This is a genomic window from Natronincola ferrireducens (assembly GCF_900100845.1).
Classification (GTDB): Bacteria; Bacillota; Clostridia; order Peptostreptococcales; family Natronincolaceae; genus Natronincola_B; species Natronincola_B ferrireducens.
Window position 1 is genome coordinate 157,663 of record NZ_FNFP01000004.1, and the last position, 19,327, is coordinate 176,989.

Sequence of the window (19,327 nt, forward strand, 5' to 3'; positions counted from 1 at the left end):
TTATCAACAGACTTATGCACATTACCCACAGAAATCCTATAAACATATCCACATATATCCTAAAAAATAATGTTCAAAACCAAGAAGTTATGTAAATATTATAACTATAAATTGTAGTTATAGGGAATGGATTGGCAAAGGTTATTGTGAAATTCCGTATTGAAAATATCAGTAGCGATGATTTGTAAGAAATTTAAAATTCATCAAAGCATGAGACTTAACTCTTATTTTTCTTTAAATTATTAAAACATTATAAAATTATAAAGGGAAGAATCTTTTAATGAAGAATATATATATAAAGGCAGTGCATATGTTAAAGGAAGAATATTAAATATCCAGCATCACTATATTTTCACTTTCGAAGGGGGATTTAGTATGTTGAATGGCTTTAAAATAAGGGAAATGAGGATGAAGAAAGGTTATACCACCATGGATGTTTCAAAGCTTACCCATATCTCTAAAAGCTATATTGAGGAATTAGAAAGGGGCGATAAAAAGAATCCCTCATTTAATAAAATAGTATCCATAGCAGAAGCACTGGGGATTGTTATCGATGATTTAATAGTAAAATCCCAATCGTAAAATAAGGCTTAAATCACAGGATAAATCTCCTGTTTCTGAACTTTAGTCTTTAATATACTGTTTCAAAAAGAAGCAACAGTACTAGCAATCTATAGAAGATAAAATAGAAAAAATATAAGTTCTTGACAGCAGGGAAGCTATTTTCTGCTGTCTTTTAGTTTGGGTTAAGGTGTATAATAATTTAGGTAACAATTGAAGGCTTTTATTTGGTATAATAATACAAAAATCCAGCTTTAAACCATGGATTTTACAAAGAAGAGGTGAACCTATTGAAGAATAACAAACAGCCCAAAAACCAAAGACTACAAAAGAATACTGCAAAGGATAAGCATAAAACATTAATAGAATTGTATAATAAGGGTAAAGTTCATTATATAATAAAGCATGGGATCGTGAATTGGGGCATATCTACAGGTATTATTTTTATAATTCTAACAACTATTTTTCAAGGGGGTTTTTCCCTTAGGAAAATAATAGAAGGTTTTTCTAATCCCAATAATCTTTGGGTAATTGGAGGATTTGGTTTGGGGGGGATTGTTTGGGGAAGCCTTATGTGGAAATGGGTAGAAAAAGAGGCCAACAAAATTCAGCAGAAGAAAAAATAGCAGGATATAGAACAGGAGAGATATTGTGAAAAAAATAGAATTGATTGCCACTGCCGCCTTTGGTTTAGAAGCAGTGGTGGCTAGAGAAATTAAGGATTTAGGCTATGAGGACATTAAAGTAGAAAACGGTAGTGTTACCTTCACTGGAGATGAGATGGCCATTGCTAGATGTAATCTATGGCTAAGAACGGCTGATAGAGTTTTCATAAAAATGGGTGAGTTTAAAGCCACCACCTTTGAAGAATTATTTGAAAAGACAAAGGCTTTGCCCTGGAGCCACTGGATACCAGAGGATGGAATATTTCCTGTGGAGGGTAAATCCATCAGATCTCAGCTTGCCAGTGTCCCAGATTGTCAAGCTATTGTAAAGAAAGCTGTAGTAGAAAGCTTAAAGAAAAACTATAATACCACTTGGTTTAAGGAAGAAAAGGGGCAATACACTATAGAAGTGGGACTTTTAAAGGATGTTGCTACCCTCACCATAGATACCAGTGGGACAGGACTACATAAACGTGGTTATCGAACATTATCTAATAAGGCTCCTTTAAAGGAAACTTTAGCTGCCGGGTTGATTTTGTTAAGCTACTGGAATCCAGACAGGGTATTGATAGATCCCTTTTGTGGTTCAGGGACAATCCCTATAGAAGCAGCTTTAATAGGAAAAAATATAGCGCCGGGTATGAATAGAAATTTTGCAGCAGAGGAATGGGAGTATATTTCTAGAGAGGTATGGCGGGAGGCTAGAAAAGAGGCCCATGATTTAGCTAACTATGATAGACCTTTAAGGGTCTATGGCTCTGATATAGACGGAGAAGTATTAAGCCTTGCAAGACACCATATAGGAGAAGCTTTTTTAGAAGATGATATCCATGTTCAAAAACTTGATATAAAGGATTTAGGCTCTAGGTTTGAATACGGCTGTATTGTTTGTAATCCCCCTTATGGAGAACGATTGGGGGAAAGAAGGGAAGTAGAAAATCTTTATAAAACCATGGGAAAGGTTTTTGATAAACTAGACACTTGGTCCCATTATATCATCACCTCCCACCCTGAATTTGAAAAATTATTTGGAAAAAAAGCTGATAAAAAGCGGAAGCTTTACAACGGACGAATTGAATGTAACTATTATCAGTACTATGGTCCAAGACCTCCAAAGACCAATGAATAATGAATAATGAATAATGAAAACCTTAACTAAAAGGGTTTTAGGTTTAAAGAATGATTAGTCCTGTGAGAAATCCAGGGCTTTTTTCTTGTATAATTTGTAAATTTCTAAATGTTACGATATAATAAAACTATAAGTGCTGAAAATTCGGCAAAAATAGCTGAAAAACTGGCGGTGATCAATTGAAAAAAATCCTCACAAAAAGAAATATTGAGAAGGTGTTGGACTATATAGGGGAGGGGATACAAATTATTGACAAAAAGGGAAAAATCGTCTACTGTAATCTATCGGCAGCTAACCTAGACAATGTCAATAGAGATGAAGCTATAGGCAAGTATATATTAGACATTTATCCCTCCCTCACAGAGGAAACTAGCACACTTTTGAAGGTTATTAAAACAGGAGAGCCTATTTACAATTTTCAACAAACCTTTCTAAATTACAAGGGTTACAAAATTACCACCATAAATTCTTCTATTCCCATTATAGAGGAAGGAGAGGTTTTAGGAGCTCTGGAAATCTCTAGAGACATTACACAGGTAAAGGCCCTGTCGGAGAAGGTTGTAGACCTGCAAAAACGATTGTATGATGAAGAAACAGTAAAAAAATATGAGAAAAAAGGAACAGCAAAATATACCTTTGCTAACTTTTTAGGGGAAAGTAAGGAGATCCAAAGGTTAAAGACAAAAGCCCTTAGAGCAGCCCAATCTTTGTCCTCCATCATGGTATACGGTAGTACTGGAACAGGGAAGGAGCTCATCGTTCAATCCATTCACAATGCCAGTAGTAGAAGTAGTAAACCTTTCATTGCTCAAAACTGTGCGGCTATCCCCGCATCTTTATTGGAGGGAATATTGTTTGGAACTTCAAAGGGAAGCTTTACTGGAGCTGATGACCGACCAGGTTTATTTGAATTGGCCAACGGTGGAACCTTATTTTTGGATGAAATTAATTCCATGCCTATAGAGCTTCAGTCCAAGCTTCTAAGGGTACTGGAGGAAGGGACTATACGGAGGGTGGGGGATATTAGGACAAGGCCAGTAGATGTCCGAATTATTGCAGCAATGAATATGAACCCCATGGAGGCAGTGGAAAAGCAGTATTTGAGAAATGACCTTTTTTATCGTTTAAATGTTGTATCCTTAAAGATACCTGATTTAAAGGATAGGAAAGAGGATATACCTCTATTAGTAGATTTTTTCATTAAAAAGTTCAATAAGAAGCTAAAGAAACAGGTTGTAGACATATCCCCAAAGGTTAAGGAGATATTTTATGTCTATCACTGGCCTGGTAATGTAAGGGAGCTAGAAAACATTATCGAAGGTATTATGAATATTTCTGAAGATCAATTGATTACTGAGGAGGATTTGCCCTATTATTTTAAAAATCATCGATTTCAGGTAAACTCTGGGGAAAACAAGCAGAAAAAAGACATTTCTCTAAAAGAGAAACTCCAAGAAACTGAAAAGCAATTGATTAGAGAGGTATTACAGGATACAAAAGGAAATGTTACTACTGCTGCAAAACTACTGGGAATACCAAGACAGACCCTCCAGTATAAGCTACAAAAACACAAAATTAAGTAATTGCCGAATTTTTGGCAGTTACTTTTCTTATTAAAGCCCTTTCTTTTAAAATTTATATTCCTTTGTGGAAAAATTCTTCCTTTAAAGAGCTTTTTCTAATTAAAAATTCATTGGCATGAATATTGCATATTTTAAAAGGAAAGCTAGCCTCTTATCGTAACTTTTATAAAATGCCACTTAATTCAGAGGAAATTTCTCCTGCCACTGAATTTTAGCTAAGTTACTTCACCCAGTACTTGAACCGGCAATGCAATAAGTAAAGGAGGTAAGCTAACGGTAATACACTGTAGAATAAAGAAGGAGAATTGTTAATAAAAAGTACTTACTAATGAAAACCTATGTACAACCAACAAATATGAGGAGGTTATATAATGAAAAAAGGATGTCCATTTGGTACCCACAGAGTAATTGAACCACAGGGCGTTTTACCACAGCCAGCGTTAAAAATTGATAACACCATGGATATATATGACAACGAAATTTTAATTGATGTAAAGACGTTAAATATTGACTCTGCCAGCTTCACACAAATCAAAGAAGAAGCTCAAGGGGATTTAGAAAAGATTAAAGAAATTATGATGAACATTGTAGAGAGTCGTGGTAAACATCAAAATCCCGTTACTGGATCTGGGGGAATGCTTATTGGAACAGTAGAAAAAATTGGTCCAGCTCTAGAGGGAAAAACCCCTTTAAAGGTAGGAGATAAAATTGCTACACTGGTATCTCTGTCATTAACACCTTTAAAAATTCAAGAAATTAAGGAAATACGCAAAGATATTGATCAAGTAGATATAGTAGGAAAAGCGATTTTATTTGAAAGTGGTATTTATGCTGTTATGCCCGATGATCTTCCAGAGAATCTTGCCTTATCTGTATTGGATGTAGCTGGAGCTCCTGCTCAAACAGCCAAACTAGTAAAGCCCGGAGATACAGTTGTAGTTATAGGTGGCGCAGGTAAATCTGGAATGCTTTGTCTATACGAAGCTAAGAAACGGGCTGGTATTACTGGCAAAGTTATTTGTCTGGGTCACAGCGAAAAATCCATAGAAAGAGTAAGGGAGGCAGGTTTAGCAGATGTCTATCTTACAGCAGATGCCACTAATGCTGTTGAAGTAATGAACAAAATTAAGGAAGTCACCAATGGTGAAATGGCTGATATCGTTATCAATTGTGTAAATGTAGCCAATACAGAAATGGCCAGTATCTTAGCGGCAAAGGATGATGGTTTAATTTATTTCTTTAGTATGGCAACCAATTTTACAAAGGCAGCTCTTGGAGCTGAAGGAGTAGGTAGGGATACCACTATGATTGTGGGGAATGGGTATACGAAAGGTCATGGTGAAATCGCCCTTCAAGTTATGAGGGAAAGTCAGACTTTAAGAAAAATTTACGAAGAATTATATGCTTAATTAAATAATTCAGAAATTAAAGATAAGGAGGAATTAGATGCGTAACTTTAAAGATATAGAATTATGGAAAAATGTTACTGAGGAAGAATGGAATGATTGGCAGTGGCAGGTAAAAAATAGAATAACAACTTTAGAAGAATTAAAAAAAGTAATCAACCTAACAGAGGAAGAAGAAACTGGAATATTAAAATGTCTTGAAACCCTAAGGATGGGTATTACTCCTTATTATGCAGCACTAATGGATGAAAATGACCCTAACTGTCCTGTTAGAAAGCAGGCTGTTCCTAGAACGATAGAATTGATGAAGGGCAGTGCTGATATGGAGGACCCATTACATGAGGACGTAGACTCTCCTGTGCCAGGATTAACCCATCGTTATCCAGATCGTGTGCTTATGTTAATTACAGATATGTGCTCCATGTATTGTAGACATTGTACTAGAAGAAGATTTGCTGGACAAAATGATACAGGAATGCCTTTAGATAAAATCGATGCAGCTATTGAGTATATTAAAAATACCCCACAGGTTAGGGATGTCCTACTTTCAGGAGGAGACTGTTTATTGGTTTCTGATGAAAGATTGGAGTATATTATTAGTAAATTAAGGGCCATTGACCATGTACAAGTTATTCGTTTAGGTAGTAGAGCACCAGTAGTTATTCCCCAAAGAATAACACCAGATCTAGTTGGGATGCTGAAGAAGTATCATCCAATTTGGTTAAATACCCACTTTAATCATCCAAAGGAATTAACTGAGGAAGCTAAAAAAGCCCTCACCCTATTGGCTGATGCTGGAATTCCGTTGGGGAACCAATCGGTATTACTAAGGGGTATTAACGATTGTGTCCATATTATGAGGGATCTTGTTCATCAATTGGTTAGAAATAGAGTCAGACCCTATTACATTTATCAATGTGATCTTTCTATGGGGATTGAACATTTTAGAACCACCGTTGCTAAAGGTATAGAAATCATTGAAGGGCTAAGGGGTCATACCTCTGGATATGCGGTTCCAACCTTTGTTGTAGATGCACCAGGTGGTGGGGGTAAAATCCCTGTTATGCCAAATTATTTACTATCTCAATCCTCTAATAGAGTAGTTCTAAGGAACTATGAAGGGGTTATTACCACCTATACAGAGCCCAGTGCCTATGAAGAAAGCTGCAGCTGTGATGTCTGTACTGGGAAAAAAGATCATAAAGTCCATGGCGTGGCAGGATTGTTACAGGGGAACAAAGTGGCTCTAGAGCCAGCTAATCTAGAAAGACACGAAAGAGGCAACAAAGCATAAATCAAAAGCAATTAATAAATTTAACGATAATCTTCAAGGTAAAGGTAAAGGTTAAGGTTTAGGTTTTGAGTTTTACCTTAACCTCAGCCTCAACCTTAACCTTGTTCATGTTAGGAGGTGTAGGGATGCAGTTAATGGACTTAATTCGATATAAATACAAGACTGTTTCTGTAGTAGGTATGGCTAAAAATGCTGGCAAAACCGTTACCTTTAATAGGCTGTTGGAGGAAGCAGCAGAGAAAAATATCCTACTTGGACTGACCTCCATTGGCAGAGATGGTGAAGGTCAAGACCTGGTAACAGGAACAGAGAAACCCACAATCTATGTTATGGAAAATACCATTGTAGCCACTACAGAGGATTGTCTACTGAGAAGTGAAGCAAAATTGGAGATATTAGAGGTCACTGATTATGCCACAGCTATGGGTAGGGTAATTATCTGTAGAGTTAAGAGTAGTGGTATTCTTGAGATTGCAGGTCCTGACACCAATGCTGAAATTAAGGAAGTAGCTATGAAGATGATGTATTATGGTGCTGAAATTGTATTGATAGACGGCGCTATTAATCGCAAAACTGCAGCTTCTCCTGCCATTACGGAGGCTACAATTTTGGCCACTGGGGCGGTTGTCAGTAGAGATATCCATAAGGTGGTGCAGGAAACCCTTCATCAGGTAGACTTATTTAATCTTTCTCCATTAGAAGATGACATGATGGCTCTTTTGATTGATAGCCTCTTGGAGGATAAAGCCTACAGCATTGTCAATAATAAGGGTGAGGTAAAAAGACTAGATATCAAAACTGCAATCAATGGGGGCACGGTGATTGGTAGAGCTTTGGAAGAGGATAGTGCTTATGTAATATTAAGTGGTAGTTTAGTAAAGAAAACTTTAGAGGATATTATGACAGTAACAGATCTCTATAAAAATGTTACTTTTGTGGTGAAGGATGCTACAAAAATATTTATAGGTCCACAGGACTGGAAATTTTTCATCAAAAGAGGCTTCAATATAAAGGTGGCAGAAAAGATTAATACGCTGGTTGCTACCTTGAATCCTTACGCCCCCCAAGGTTATCAATTTAATCCTAAGGACTTTTACCAAAGAATGAAGGAAACCCTACCACTGCCAGTAATTGATGTCATGCTGGAGGAGGAATAAGATGCAGAATTTTCTTAGCGACGAAAAGGCAAGAGAAATTGGATTAAAACAGGTTTTGCAAAAACTCCCCACCCAAACCCCCTATGGCAAAGAGGTAAAAGACAAAATCGTCCCTTTCTTCTCTCAGGACGTACAAGATCTTCGTAAGGCTTTAAAGGATTTAGGGGTGCTACTGGAAGCTATAGAAAAAGATTATCAACTACTAAGGGAGTTAAAAAATCTTTTGGGAGATCTAAAGGATATTAAGGGATCTATTTATAGAGGAAAAACAGGTGAGGTATTGAATGAGGTTGAATTTTTTGAAATAAAAAAGCAGGTTATGTCTATGGAAAAACTGCGGAAATTTCTCCTGCGAGGATCTATAGGGATTGAGGCCTTTGAACTATTGTCTATGGAGGATTTGTTAAAGAAATTAGATCCAGAAAATACCGGTATTGAAACCTTTTATATATATGATGCCTATTCTGAAAAGCTAACAGCTATTCGAGGTAAGAAAAAGGAAATTGAAGGAAAAATTTTTCACAACAACAAAGAGGCTAAAGAAGATATTTTTAAGGAGTTTGCCATAAAACCCAAATTAAATGGTGAAATAGTTGTATTAAAGGAGGAAGAAGAACTACTGGAGAAGCTATTAACCTCCAATAAGGTCTATCAAACAGCAGAAAACTTTAAACAATTTATTTTTAGAATAAAACCATCAAAGGCATTAAAGGAATTAAAGGCGCAATCAGAGGATTTAAAGCTTTTAGAGGAAGAAGAAGAGTTTAAGGTTCGGCAAATGCTATCGAAAACAATAGGTGACAATGCCAGTAGCATATTGGAAAATATTAACACAATAGGCATGATAGACTTTATGATGGGCAAGGCTATACTAGCCCTTCAAATAAAGGGGGTAGCTCCACGAATTGTAGACGAACCCTTTATTTCTATAAAGGAAGGAAGACATATTGTGATAGAGGAAGGGTTAAAAAAGCAGGGCTTAAAGTATACTCCCGTTGATGTGACCTTGAAAAGAGGTGTGACTTTGATTACAGGGGCCAATATGGGAGGGAAAACGATAACCTTAAAAATGATGGCCTTAATTACTGCTATGGCTCAGCTAGGGCTATATGTTCCAGCAGAGGAGGCCGTCATTGGACCCGTAACCTTTATCTATTTTTCCTCTGGAGATCAACAGTCGGAGGAAAAGGGACTATCAACCTTTGGTGCTGAAATTGAAGCGCTAAATCATATCGTGGAAAGGGTTGAAGAAGGTGGTCTTATCCTCATTGATGAATTGGCAAGGGGGACTAATCCCCTTGAAGGCTACGGTATATCCAGAGGGGTTTTAGAATACTTGAAGAAAAAGCCATCCCTATCCGTTATTACTACTCATTTTGATGGTCTTAGTAATGTAGAGGGGATTAAACACTTTCAGATAGTAGGATTGAAGAATGTCTCAATAGCAACCCTGAAGGAGGAGCTTCAACAAAGGAAAGGCTATAGGGGCGTATTGGAAAAACATATGGACTATCGGTTAGAGGATAGAAATCAGCAAACAGGACCTCCAAAGGATGCTATCATGATTGCTAGATTGATGGGTTTAAAGGAAGAAATTATAGAAGAAGCACAAAAGTCCATAAGTGAAAGGGAGGGGCAAAGATGGTAAGCAAGTTAAATTTAAATGAAGAATTAATTCATAAGGCTAGGGGTGCTGCTGCTACTATTGCAGAGGATATACAAAGGTTTATTGATGAACACACAACAGTAGCAGTTGAAAGAACAATTGTCCGGTTATTGGGGATAGATGGTGTAGATGAAATAGATAAGCCTATACCCAATGTTGTAGTAGACCATGTGAAAGAGGGTGGGGGTCTAGCCAACGGCATTGCCTACTGGATAGGAAATGCTATGGTATATACAGGAAAATCTCCTCAGGAGATTGCGGAGGCTGTCAGTCAAAATCAAATAGATCTATTAAAAATTCCAGCCCAAGACAGCAAGGCTATAGAGGAAGCAATAAATACCATAGCAGAAAAAACTGTCAATACAATCAAAGCAAATAAAGAAAAAAGAGATAACTATTTAAACACTATTGGCGAAGGAAAAAAACCTTACCTTTATGTAATTGTAGCAACAGGAAATATTTATGAGGATGTGGTTCAAGCCCAAGCTGCTGTAAAGCAAGGAGCAGATGTTATTGCTGTTATCCGTAGTACTGGTCAGAGTTTATTGGACTATGTACCCCATGGTGCTACGACAGAAGGCTTTGGAGGTACCTTTGCCACCCAAGAGAACTTTAAAATTATGAGAAAGGCTCTAGATGAAGTAGGAGAGGAAGTAGGACGGTACATTCGTCTTTGCAACTACTGTTCCGGATTATGTATGCCTGAAATTGCTGCTATGGGTGCTGTAGAAAGATTGGATATGATGTTAAATGACGCCCTTTACGGCATTTTATTTAGAGACATTAATATGCAGAGAACATTTATCGATCAATACTTCTCTAGAATTATTAATGGTTATGCTGGGATTATTATCAACACTGGGGAGGATAACTACCTTACCACTGCTGATGCTGTTGAAGAAGCCCATACTGTTCTGGCATCTCAATTGATTAATGAGCAGTTTGCCTTGAAGGCAAGGATTCCCCAAGAACAGATGGGGCTAGGTCATGCCTTTGAAATGAATCCCAATGTTGAAAACGGCTTCCTTTGGGAGCTTGCTCAAGCACAAATGGCTAGAGAAATTTTTCCTAAGGCCCCACTAAAATATATGCCCCCTACAAAGTTTAAAACAGGGGATATCTTCAAAGGCCATATCCAGGATGCCATGTTTAATCTTATATCTATATGGACTAATCAAGGGATACAGCTATTAGGCATGCTGACAGAAGCTATTCATACTCCTCATCTCCATGATCGGGCCTTAGCTATAGAAAACGCTAAATATATCTTCAATAACTGTAGGGATCTAGGAGAGGAAATAGAATTTAAAAAGGATGGGATGATTCAAAGAAGGGCCCATGAGGTACTATACAAGGCAACTGACTTATTAGAACAAATTGAGAAGGAAGGACTTTTTTCTACCATAGAGGCGGGGAAATTTGGAGGAGTAAAGCGTTCTAGAACTGGAGGAAAAGGATTAGAGGGAGTAACAAAGAAGGCAGAAGGCTATATCAATCCCTTTATTGATTTGATGTTAGGGGGGAGAAAATAATGGCGATAGAAAAGGTAGATTTAACAAGAATAAAGCCCTATGGAGATACATTAAACGATGGCATGACTCAATTAAGCTTTACATTGCCCGTCCCCTGTGGAGAAGAGGCTAAAGAAGCAGCCAGAAGGTTGGCCTTAAAGATGGGTTTGGAAGAACCCAGTGTTGTTGAAGCTAAAGATTTAGGCATAGGCTATACCTATTTTGTCCTTTATGGAAAGTGCCAACATACTGTTGATTACAGCACTATAGAAGTATCGAAGGTAGATGTAGATACAATGGAAAAAGCAGAAGTAGAAGCTTATATTGAATCTAACATAGGCAGAGAGGTTGTTGTTATAGGAGCCTGTACCGGGACAGACGCCCATACTGTTGGTATCGATGCTATTATGAACATGAAGGGCTATAATGGTCATTATGGTTTAGAAAGATATAAAGGAATGGAAGCCTACAATCTAGGTAGCCAGGTACCTAATGAAGATTTAGTGGCAAAGGCTATAGAGCTAAAGGCCGATGTTATACTGGTTTCCCAGGTAGTTACCCAAAAAGATGTTCATATACCTAATCTAACTGAATTGGTAGAGCTATTGGAGGCGGAAGGAATTCGAGATAAGATCGTCCTTGTATGTGGAGGACCTAGAATTTCCCATGAATTGGCTAAGGAATTAGGATATGATGCAGGCTTTGGTGCTGGCTCCTATGCAGAGGATGTAGCTTCCTTTGTAGTGGAGGAAATTGTGAAGCGAAAGCTAGTGTAGGTTTTAAAAATATTTTATTGTTGAGCATAGGGGATTACCTTTATGCTCAATTTGTTTTTTGATAAATAAGCTATAGCCCTATTATGCTGAAATTAGAAAAGGGGTTGTGTCTATGGCCTTCTATTTGCATAAAAACCCCTTAGTTGGCAATACTTCAAAAAAACTATAGGAGGAAAACCATGGATAATAAAGAGGTTATTATTAAACAAATCATCGTTATTACAGATGGTCAATCTAATGTAGGAGGGAACCCTGTTGAAGTTGCTAGAAAGGCCTTTAAAAAAAATATTATTGTAAATACCATTGGCATTATGAATCAAAATCAACAGGAGGAGAAGCCTTTAGAGGAGATTGTGAATATTGCTGAAGCTGGAGGGGGTATATATGAGTATACCTATATCGATGAACTCCATCAAACGATGCAAAGTATTACCTATAAAACCGTTAACAAAACCATTCAAGAGGCAGTGAACAAGCAGTTAAAGGAAATTATCCATCAGGATATCAATGATATGAATCCAGCTGCTAGAAGTAAAATACTACATTACATTGATACCTTTTCTGAAGAAGTAGCTCTGCAAACCTGTATTGTTATGGATGCCAGTGGTAGCATGGCCCCTAAAATCCTATCGGCTAGACATAGCATTCTAGACTTAATGGAGTCCCTGGAATTGCGGAGGGGCAACTGCGAGATAGCTGTTGTAATTTATCCTGGGGAGGGAGGGGATTATTGTCAACTAATAAGCGGTTTTGGGGAAACTGTAGAGGATTTTGAGAGAAAAATTGCCATCATTAAGGCCAAGGGCACTACACCCACAGCCCCAGCCATTGATTATGCTATCCAACTTATTGAGGGCTATAACAGAATAGGGCTTCAGAAAGAACCAGTAGAACTAGAAGGTGCTATGGGGTAAAAAGAGGAGAGGTGAACCCATGGCTATATCCTATGTAAAGCATGCCACAGTAATTGAAGGTAAATGGAATAAGAATAAATACAAAGTAAAAAAAATTTTGGGGGAAGGTGGTATTGCTACTGTATATTTAGTAGAAGATATAAACAAAGGCAGAGACTATGCTTTAAAAATTACGAAGGATAGTATCTCCATCAATAGAGAATATGAATTATTGAAAAAATTTCATAAAGTTGATATCATTGTTAATGCCTATGAAATTGATGATTGGTTAGTGGAGCAAGAAACCTATTACTTTATTGTTCTGGAGTATATAGAAGGAACTACATTAAAAATGTATTGCAAAAAAAATAAACTAGAAAAAAATATAATTATAGGGATTATTCTTATTTTATTAAAAGGATTAGAGGCCTTTCATAGCGAAGAATATATTGTTGGAGATTTAAAACCAGAAAATATCATGATAGATAAAGCCCGCAGAAAAATAAAGCTTATCGACCTTGGAGGTGTGGTGAAGAAGGGGGATGCCATCAAAGAATTTACTCCCCAATACGATAGAGCCAGCTGGGGATGTGGCAAAAGGATATCAGAAGATTCCTATGATATTTTTAGCAGCATGATGATTTTTGTCAAGCTCCTTTTACAGGAGGAACTATACCCTAGAAAACAAAGTATCCAGGATATAATAAATAAATTGAAGAAGATGGACTTAGAGGGATGTGTAGAAGCATATATTAGTGAAGGATTAATAAAAAATGAAAAACCTTTACTTTATTTTATAAGAAGATTAAAGGTTTTGTATGATAGGGAAATAATAAAGCAACAATATAAAAAGTCATACTTAAGAAATAAAAGGGTTAATCATATGTTGACCATAAGTGTAATTTTTTTTGTTGTTACGATGATTTTTATATTAGTGGATTAAAAATTTTAAAGTTTTTAAAATAAAGGCTCTAAGTTTTAGATCTAAAAGGCTAGATCCTTCGATGTCTTCAGGATGATAAGTCTCTTAGACTTATACTAAAATTACAATTTAGTCTAAAATCAACAATGAAATTTAACATAGCCAAACTAAAGGGTAAATTTACAACAAGAAAAAGAATTTACATAATAAATGAGGGATGAATCTATGCTGGAACAAGTAATTAAGACAATAAAGAGACACGACCTTATAGATAGAGGAGATAAAATTGTTGTAGCAGTTTCGGGGGGGCCAGACTCTGTATGCTTATTGCATATATTACATAGCCTAAAGGAGGACTTTCAGTTGCAGCTATATGCTGCCCACTTGAATCACAATTTCCGTGGAATTGAAGCTCAAATGGATGCCCAGTATGTATCAAAGCTTTGTGAAGAGTTAAATATTTTAAGCTTTATTAAAAGTATGGATGTACCTAAATATAGTAAGGAAAAGGGATTATCCCCAGAGGAGGCTGGAAGGATTCTCCGATATGAATTTTTTCAGGAGGTGGTGGAAAAGGTAGACGCCTCTAAAATAGCAGTAGCCCATAATCAAAATGATCAGGCGGAGACTGTACTAATGAGGTTATTAAGAGGTACTGGAATTCAAGGTTTAACGGCTATTCATCATGGAAGAGGAAAAATTATTAGACCTTTATTGGATATCAGCCGCAGGGAGATTGAAGATTATTGCTTATTTCATCGGTTATCTCCTAGGATAGACGAAACTAATTTAGAACCTATTTATCACCGTAATAAAATTCGTTTAGAACTAATACCTTATATTCAGCAGGAATACAATCCTAACATTATTGAAAGTTTAGCCAGAACTGCTGAAATATTAAAAAAAGATAATGACTTTATTGAAGAAACCGTTAGAAAAGCCTATAATGCCATGAAAATATTGGGAGGAGAAGGGTGTTTAGAACTACCTATAGAAGGTATAAATAAACTACATCCAGCTTTGCAATCAAGAATATTTAGATTAGCAGCAGAAGATTTGGTTGGAAAAAAAGAAGCTTTAGAGTATAAGCATATACAAAATATTGTAGAGTTACTCCACAAAAACGAAACTGGCAAAAAGATTTTGTTGCCCAAGGGTATAATAGTAAAGATCAGTTATAATAAGATGATTTTTTCTACAGAAGATAAAGAGGAAGTCATCAACTTTTATTACGAATTAAGGGAAGATGATTCAATAAAATTAAATGAAGTTCAAGGAGAGATTGTAACAAAAGTACTGATGAAAGAAGAGGGAGTTACCATTAGTAGAGACAAGTACGTTAAGTACTTTGATTATGATAAAGTACAGGGTACGTTAAACGTTAGGAACCGAAGGGAAGGTGATCGTTTTTGGCCTTTGGGGTTAACAGGGAGTAAGAAACTAAAGGACTTTTTTATTGATTATAAAATAGATAGAAGTAAACGTCAGGAGATACCCTTAATCTGTGATGGAAATGAAATTATGTGGATAGTAGGTTATAGAATCAGCGAAAAGTATAAAGTAACCAATGACACTAATAAAATATTGGCAATAGAATACAAATCACTATCAAAAAAGGAATAATTTTTTACACTTAGGTTTAGTTGTTTTTAAATGAATAATGTGGTAAAATGTTTTAATGTAGTGTAAAAAGGTAGTCAGGAGAGGAGGACTTTTTTTGAGGAAATTTTTCCGAGGAGCTAGTTTTTATATATTAATTTTTATTATATTATTGATCCTTGTACAACAGTTTGCAAGACAACCCCAGCAAGTAGTAGATCTTGAGTTTTCAAGGGTATATAAAGAACTGGTAAACGGAAATGTAACAGAAATTAGTATCGTAGACCGTTCAATTGAAGGGGCATTGATAAACAATAATCAAACAGTGTATTTCAGATCCTTTATACCTACTGTATTTAGTAATGAGAGATTTACAGAGATTATAGAGGAGCAAATGGAAAATCAATTAAAGGTAGAGGGAGCACAACCTCCAGCAACCCCTTGGTTCATTGAATTGTTGCCTTCTATTTTTATGATATTAATTTTTGTTGTATTTTGGTTTGTATTTATGCAGCAATCCCAAGGTGGCGGGAATCGAGTCATGTCCTTTGGTAAAAGTAGAGCTAAGCTCCACAAGGAGGATGATAAACATAAAACCACCTTCGACGATGTAGCGGGACTAGATGAGGAAAAAGAAGAACTTGAAGAACTGGTGGATTTCTTGAAAAATCCCAAGAAATATATAGAGCTTGGGGCACGGATTCCTAAGGGCATTTTGATGATAGGCCCTCCTGGAACAGGGAAAACCTACTTAACAAAGGCTGTAGCCGGAGAGGCAGGCGTACCCTTCTTTAGTATAAGTGGTTCAGACTTTGTGGAAATGTTTGTTGGTGTTGGAGCCTCCCGTGTTCGTGATTTATTTGAACAAGCAAAGAAAAACTCACCCTGCATTATTTTTATTGATGAAATAGATGCTGTTGGTAGAAGAAGAGGTGCTGGTTTAGGTGGAGGTCATGATGAAAGAGAACAAACCTTAAACCAACTACTAGTAGAAATGGATGGCTTTGGTATTAACGAAGGAATTATCATTGTTGCAGCCACCAATAGACCTGATATATTAGATCCTGCCCTGCTACGGCCAGGTCGTTTTGATAGACAGGTGATGGTGGGAGCTCCTGATATTAAAGGTCGTGAAGCTATTCTAAAGGTTCACTCAAGAAGTAAGCCCTTAGATAAGGATGTAGATATAAAGGTATTGGCTAGAAGAACACCTGGATTTACACCAGCTGACATTGAAAATCTCATGAATGAAGCAGCGTTGTTAACTGCTAGAAGAAATGAGAAAAAGATCAGAATGGCTACGATAGAGGAAGCCATCACTAAGGTAATAGCTGGAGTAGAAAAGAAAAGTCGTGTTATTAGTGAAAAGGAAAGAAAACTTACAGCTTACCACGAAGCAGGTCATGCAGTGGTAGCTACATTGTTGCCTAATACCGATCCTGTCCATCAAGTGACGATTATTCCTAGGGGTAGAGCTGGTGGGTTTACGATGATTTTACCAAGCGAAGACAAATACTATGCTACCAAATCTGAGATGGAAAGTCACATTGTTCATCTGTTGGGAGGTAGAATTGCAGAAAAGCTTGTACTTCATGATATTAGTACCGGTGCTCAAAATGACCTTCAAAGGGTATCAGATATTGCTAGAGCCATGGTTACTAAATACGGTATGAGTGATAAAATAGGACCAATGGCCTTAGGCGGCGGTGATGAGGAAGTATTCCTAGGAAGGGATATTACTTCAAAACGCAACTATTCAGAGGAAGTAGCATCTGAAGTGGATCATGAAATTAAACGTATTGTAGATGAGGGTTATGAGAAAGCAGAAAATCTTTTAAGAGAAAATATGGATAAACTTCATATTATAGCCAAGGCATTGCTGAAAATGGAAACATTAGATGCTGACATATACAAAAAAATCTTCCATGGCGAATTAATAATAGAAGATGAAGATACGGTAGAAGATGTTGAAAATAAATTCAAAGCCTTAAAAGCTCAAGAAGTTGAAAAGCCACAGGATGATAAAGAAGACCAAGAAGAAACTTCAATAGACAACCAGGAAGAAAATCAAGAAAAGGATAATTCTGATAACCATAAACCCAAAGATGAATAGGTAAAGGACTAAAAGCCCTAGGGATAAAACTCTAGGGCTTTACTTGTTCTAAAGCCCATAGAAATATATATTGGGAAGACCTATGGATAATTATAATTTCCAAATATTCTAATGTTTAAATATTTTCAATTTTTTAAATATATAGTTGCAGGATTCATAGAAAATCTGTAGAATAACAAATAGAGACCGAAAACATTGCAATATATATTTCAAATTTTAAAATTTTAGAGAATAAAATTAGAATTATAGGAAAATTATTTTGTCTAAAAAGTTGATAAAGTATCTATTAGGTTTGTACTAGGAAAGCTGTATAATTATAATTGAAACTTTATTTCAAATAATTACGAGGGGGGCAATAAGATGTTTGAAAAGGAAAAGTTAGAAGCATTGAAGAAAAATGAAATTGACTGGAATGACAATAAAGTTGAAAAAAGTTTAGAAAAATTTCCCGAAAGAAAAAAGGAATTTGTTACAGGCTCAAATCAAGAGGTAGATAGACTTTATACGCCTACTAATTTAGAGGATTTTGATTATGAAAAAGATTTAGGGTTTCCTGGAGAATATCCTTTTACTAGAGGGGTACAGCCTACTATGTACCGTGGAAAATTTTGGACCATGAGACAGTATGCGGGCTTTGCTACTGCAGAAGAATCCAATAAAAGATATAAATACTTGTTGGAACAAGGGCAAACTGGATTATCTGTAGCCTTTGATTTACCTACTCAAATTGGCTATGACTCTGACCATGCTTTATCAGAAGGTGAAGTAGGGAAAGTTGGAGTTGCCATTGATTCTTTAAAGGATATGGAGATTTTATTTGATGGTATTCCTCTTGATAAAGTTAGTACATCCATGACCATTAATGCTCCAGCATCTGTTCTATTGGCTATGTATATAGCTGTAGCAGAAAAGCAGGGAGTATCTTCCCATGATTTAAGAGGAACCATACAAAATGATATATTAAAAGAGTATATAGCACGGGGGACTTATATATTTCCAACAGAACCATCGATGCGGTTAATTACCGATATATTTGAATATTGTTCAGAGAGTGTACCTAAGTGGAATACCATCAGTATTTCAGGCTACCATATACGGGAAGCTGGTTCTACTGCTGTTCAAGAGGTGGCCTTTACTTTAGCAGATGGTATTGCCTATGTAGAAGCTGCTATTAAAGCGGGGTTAGATATAGACAAATTTGCTCCTAGATTATCTTTCTTCTTCAATGCACATAATGATTTGTTGGAAGAAGTTGCAAAGTATAGAGCAGCAAGAAGACTTTGGGCAAAAATTATGAAGGAAAGGTTTGGGGCCAAGAATCCAAAATCTATGCAATTAAAGTTCCATACACAAACAGGTGGGTCTACACTTACAGCTCAACAACCGGATAACAACATTGTTCGTGTTGCTATACAAACCTTAGCAGCGGTTTTAGGTGGAACGCAATCCCTACACACCAATTCTAAAGATGAGGCTTTAGCTTTACCAACTGAAGAATCTGTAAGAATTGCCCTAAGAACACAGCAAATCGTTGCCCATGAAAGTGGTGTGGCGGAAACCGTCGATCCATTGGCTGGTTCTTATTATGTTGAGAGTTTAACCAATAAGATAGAAGAGGAAGCAATGGCATACATTAATAAGATAGATGATTTAGGAGGGGCAGCAAGTGCCATTGATAAAGGATTTATTCAAAAAGAAATTATGGATAGTGCTTATGAATACCAAAAGCAAATTGAAAGTGGAGATAGGGTTGTTGTAGGTATGAATAAATTCCAAGTGAAGGAAGGGGCGCCAAAGGGGTTATTAAGAGTTGACCCAACTGTTGGTGAAATGCAAAAAGAAAAAATTAATCAATTGAAGGCTGAAAGGGATAGTAAGTTGATTGAAGAAAAACTAATAGCCCTTAAGGAAGCTGCTAAAGGTAAGGATAATTTAATGCCATATATTTTAGAAGCTGTTAAGGCCTACGGGACATTAGGAGAAATTTGTGGGGTTTTAAGAGAAGTGTTTGGTGAATATCAACAAAACGTTATTCTTTAATATAGAGATTGA

General features: G+C 36.5%; 15 protein-coding genes. All 15 read left to right on the top strand.

Annotated elements, in window-relative coordinates; all coding sequences use genetic code 11:
* Window positions 1–375: 375 nt before the first annotated feature.
* Window positions 376–582: a helix-turn-helix domain-containing protein gene (locus tag BLS22_RS10530; protein WP_090553715.1), complete on the top strand. Its 207-nt coding sequence runs from the start codon at window positions 376–378 to the stop codon at window positions 580–582.
* A 269-nt stretch (window positions 583–851) separates the two neighbouring features.
* Complete coding sequence (locus BLS22_RS10535; RefSeq protein WP_090553716.1) at window positions 852–1,187, top strand: hypothetical protein; 336 nt, start codon at window positions 852–854, stop codon at window positions 1,185–1,187.
* 25 nt (window positions 1,188–1,212) lie between these two features.
* Window positions 1,213–2,355, top strand: coding sequence for a THUMP domain-containing class I SAM-dependent RNA methyltransferase (locus tag BLS22_RS10540; protein ID WP_090553717.1), 1,143 nt, complete (start codon window positions 1,213–1,215; stop codon window positions 2,353–2,355).
* 179 nt (window positions 2,356–2,534) lie between these two features.
* Entirely contained in the window at window positions 2,535–3,938 is a 1,404-nt protein-coding gene (locus BLS22_RS10545; RefSeq protein ID WP_090553718.1) for a sigma-54 interaction domain-containing protein, read from the top strand.
* 371 nt (window positions 3,939–4,309) lie between these two features.
* Entirely contained in the window at window positions 4,310–5,347 is a 1,038-nt protein-coding gene (kdd, locus tag BLS22_RS10550; protein ID WP_090553719.1) for an L-erythro-3,5-diaminohexanoate dehydrogenase, read from the top strand.
* Between the two features lie 37 nt (window positions 5,348–5,384).
* A complete protein-coding gene (gene kamA / locus BLS22_RS10555) occupies window positions 5,385–6,638 on the top strand; it encodes a lysine 2,3-aminomutase (RefSeq protein ID WP_090553720.1) in 1,254 nt (417 codons plus the stop codon).
* Between the two features lie 125 nt (window positions 6,639–6,763).
* Entirely contained in the window at window positions 6,764–7,795 is a 1,032-nt protein-coding gene (gene kamB / locus BLS22_RS10560) for a lysine 5,6-aminomutase reactivase subunit KamB (RefSeq protein ID WP_090553721.1), read from the top strand.
* Window position 7,796: 1 nt separating this feature from the next.
* Complete coding sequence (gene kamC, locus BLS22_RS10565) at window positions 7,797–9,443, top strand: lysine 5,6-aminomutase reactivase ATPase KamC (RefSeq protein WP_176762139.1); 1,647 nt, start codon at window positions 7,797–7,799, stop codon at window positions 9,441–9,443.
* Window positions 9,437–10,993, top strand: coding sequence for a lysine 5,6-aminomutase subunit alpha (gene kamD / locus BLS22_RS10570; RefSeq protein ID WP_090553723.1), 1,557 nt, complete (start codon window positions 9,437–9,439; stop codon window positions 10,991–10,993). The genes kamC and kamD overlap by 7 nt, the downstream gene beginning before the upstream one ends.
* A complete protein-coding gene (gene kamE / locus BLS22_RS10575) occupies window positions 10,993–11,748 on the top strand; it encodes a lysine 5,6-aminomutase subunit beta (RefSeq protein WP_090553724.1) in 756 nt (251 codons plus the stop codon). Before kamD ends, kamE begins: the two co-directional genes overlap by 1 nt.
* A gap of 143 nt (window positions 11,749–11,891) precedes the next feature.
* A complete protein-coding gene (locus BLS22_RS10580; RefSeq protein WP_280139577.1) occupies window positions 11,892–12,662 on the top strand; it encodes a VWA domain-containing protein in 771 nt (256 codons plus the stop codon).
* A 19-nt stretch (window positions 12,663–12,681) separates the two neighbouring features.
* A complete protein-coding gene (locus tag BLS22_RS10585; RefSeq protein WP_090553726.1) occupies window positions 12,682–13,584 on the top strand; it encodes a protein kinase domain-containing protein in 903 nt (300 codons plus the stop codon).
* Between the two features lie 204 nt (window positions 13,585–13,788).
* Entirely contained in the window at window positions 13,789–15,186 is a 1,398-nt protein-coding gene (gene tilS / locus BLS22_RS10590; RefSeq protein WP_090553727.1) for a tRNA lysidine(34) synthetase TilS, read from the top strand.
* A gap of 94 nt (window positions 15,187–15,280) precedes the next feature.
* Window positions 15,281–17,275: an ATP-dependent zinc metalloprotease FtsH gene (gene ftsH, locus BLS22_RS10595; RefSeq protein WP_090553728.1), complete on the top strand. Its 1,995-nt coding sequence runs from the start codon at window positions 15,281–15,283 to the stop codon at window positions 17,273–17,275.
* A gap of 360 nt (window positions 17,276–17,635) precedes the next feature.
* A complete protein-coding gene (locus BLS22_RS10600) occupies window positions 17,636–19,315 on the top strand; it encodes an acyl-CoA mutase large subunit family protein (protein WP_090553729.1) in 1,680 nt (559 codons plus the stop codon).
* The last annotated feature ends 12 nt before the right edge of the window (window positions 19,316–19,327 follow it).